This is a genomic window from Acinetobacter sp. NIPH 284 (genome assembly GCF_000369425.1).
Classification (GTDB): Bacteria; Pseudomonadota; Gammaproteobacteria; order Pseudomonadales; family Moraxellaceae; genus Acinetobacter.
The window spans coordinates 1-2,032 of sequence record NZ_KB850015.1 but is presented as its reverse complement, the minus strand read 5'-3'; the positions used below and the strand labels follow the sequence as shown (position 1 = coordinate 2,032).

The following is a 2,032-nucleotide window of genomic DNA, read 5'->3' as shown; positions in this document are numbered from 1 at the left end:
AGTTGCTGTAGAAGCATGTTTAGTTCGTCTGATCACAGATACTTTATAAACTATTTTAATACTTTTTTGAATCCGTCAATGCGTAAGTCCTATAACAGTATAAATTGCTTTATATTTTCGTAGATGATTTTCTAAACGTTGCATGTATTCAATCCATTTTGTTTTTAAAATTTCGAAGAAATTTTGGGGTTAAGGGGAATCCCCTTACGCAAACTTTGACTTGGATGAAATCCAAGTCATAAGTGCGCATTTCATGAAAAACACGATAGCATAAGCTTGCTTGAATTCCAATTCATAGAGTCTTATGCTTGAGTGGTTTTCTATATCAAGAAATTGGACGCTATGACAAAATCAACTGAAAATATTGAAAAGAAAATTGAAGCCCAGTTAGAGAAGCTGAAACAGTTAAAAGCTCAGAAACAAGCTATTGAAGCAAGAGAACGTACCAAGAAGAAAGAGCAGGAACGCAAGGATGATACTAGACGTAAAATTTTACTCGGTTCTTATTTGATTAAAAAGATGAATGCCAATGAAGCCAATAAAGAAAAAATATTGGCTGAACTGAATGAGTATTTAACAGAAGATCGAGATAGACAGCTTTTTAACTTATCTCCTATCAATGATATTCAAGAAAAAAAATACGATACTTTTGAAAAGGAGTTTAAGTCATTCGAGGAAGCGGATAGTTTCTCTAAAAGATTTTTGAACAACATGAATGTATTTACTTCGATTAAGGAAATTAATGGCTTATGGACATTAAAAATTGCAGTTGAAGAATTTAGTGATCACTATATTGAACTAGCCGATATTTTCTACAATCCATCATATGAAGAACTTCATACAGATGATGAAGATGACCAATGGGAACCAGATTTTGATAGTGATCGCAAGGTTACAGATGTAGGGCTTAACGGTTATCCATCAGGTTACGATACTAGTCTTACTAACCGCTATTGAACCTAGTTAGTTTAATGTTGGCTGAAAACCTGCTTTTTCTAAGCAAGGATAAAGCTCTCTAAATTTTTTAGGCTCTAAAAGCATTTCGGCAATACGGACAGCAAATTGCTGATAGCTTTCAGTGCCTTGAGAATATTTACCCATTTCAGGCATTTCAGACATTTTATTGGCAAATGAATGGCGTTGTGCATCAGTCATTTTGACAAAAAAATCTGGTGTATTCGGATCTCTTATTAGATCTTCACATCTTTCGCCTTTTCGTACTTTCTTTTGCTTAAATTTAAATGAAAACCCAGATATTGTACGCCCCTGCTTATGTTGCTCATAGGTCGCTGTAATATCGGTATGTTCATTGATTTGCTTAATTGCTGGCTCAAGTACGCGATTTTTAAAATTATGCATTAACTTATATTCATTACTTGCAAGTCCCATTTTATCTCTAAAATCATCTAGGCTTATTTCAGGTACTTTCCCTGTACTACGCCAAGCTATAAGTAGTTCGTAAAGCCGTGTAGCATACAACCCAAGACTTGCAACTTGTGATAGTTCATAACTAGTAAAATTTTTCTCTAACTGAGTAATTAGGGGAATAATTTCAGGAGCAAATCGTAGTTTAATAATTCCAGAGCCATCAACATAAGAAACACCACTAACCCAACGGACAACACGCTTTTCGGGCTTATTTCTTTTTTCATCGATCATCATAAATGTAACTTGACGATTAAATAATGCCTGCGATGCTTCTGAAAGCATTGCATACGCATTTTTTACGCTTATATCAAAACGATCTGCATAATGCTGGGCATGTATTTCTAAAAATGTTTCGGTATCAACTCCCTTTTGAGTTTCCCTTGCCTCAATGATTGCAAGCAATACAATTCGTTGTTCAACCAAGCTAAGGGTATAGCTTGCATTGATTAAAGCATTGTCTTTAACAACTAGTTGCATCTCATCCCCGATTTTTATAATAAAAATACAAGTTATCAAATGTATAAAAAAATACAAAAAATATTTTGTATTTTTTTTCAGGGTAAATGTATGTTTATGGCAGGGTAAATGTATGTTTATGGCAGGG

At 34.1% G+C, this 2,032-nt stretch carries 1 protein-coding gene and 1 pseudogene; one reads left to right on the top strand and one right to left on the bottom strand.

Annotation, left to right across the window (positions count from 1 at the left end; genetic code table 11):
* Positions 1-342: 342 nt before the first annotated feature.
* Positions 343-618, top strand: a pseudogene (locus F908_RS16365) (hypothetical protein); the annotation flags it as partial.
* A gap of 345 nt (positions 619-963) precedes the next feature.
* On the opposite strand, the gene repM reads toward F908_RS16365, so the two are convergent.
* On the bottom strand, positions 964-1,905 hold the full coding sequence (gene repM / locus F908_RS14575) for a replication initiation protein RepM (RefSeq protein ID WP_034602940.1): 942 nt from the start codon (positions 1,903-1,905) through the stop codon (positions 964-966).
* Positions 1,906-2,032: the final 127 nt, after the last annotated feature.

What these genes read in the sequence shown, in the direction of transcription:
- repM (WP_034602940.1), bottom strand. Translation starts at nt 1,905, where the DNA reads ATGCAACTAGTTGTTAAAGACAATGCTTTAATCAATGCAAGCTATACC.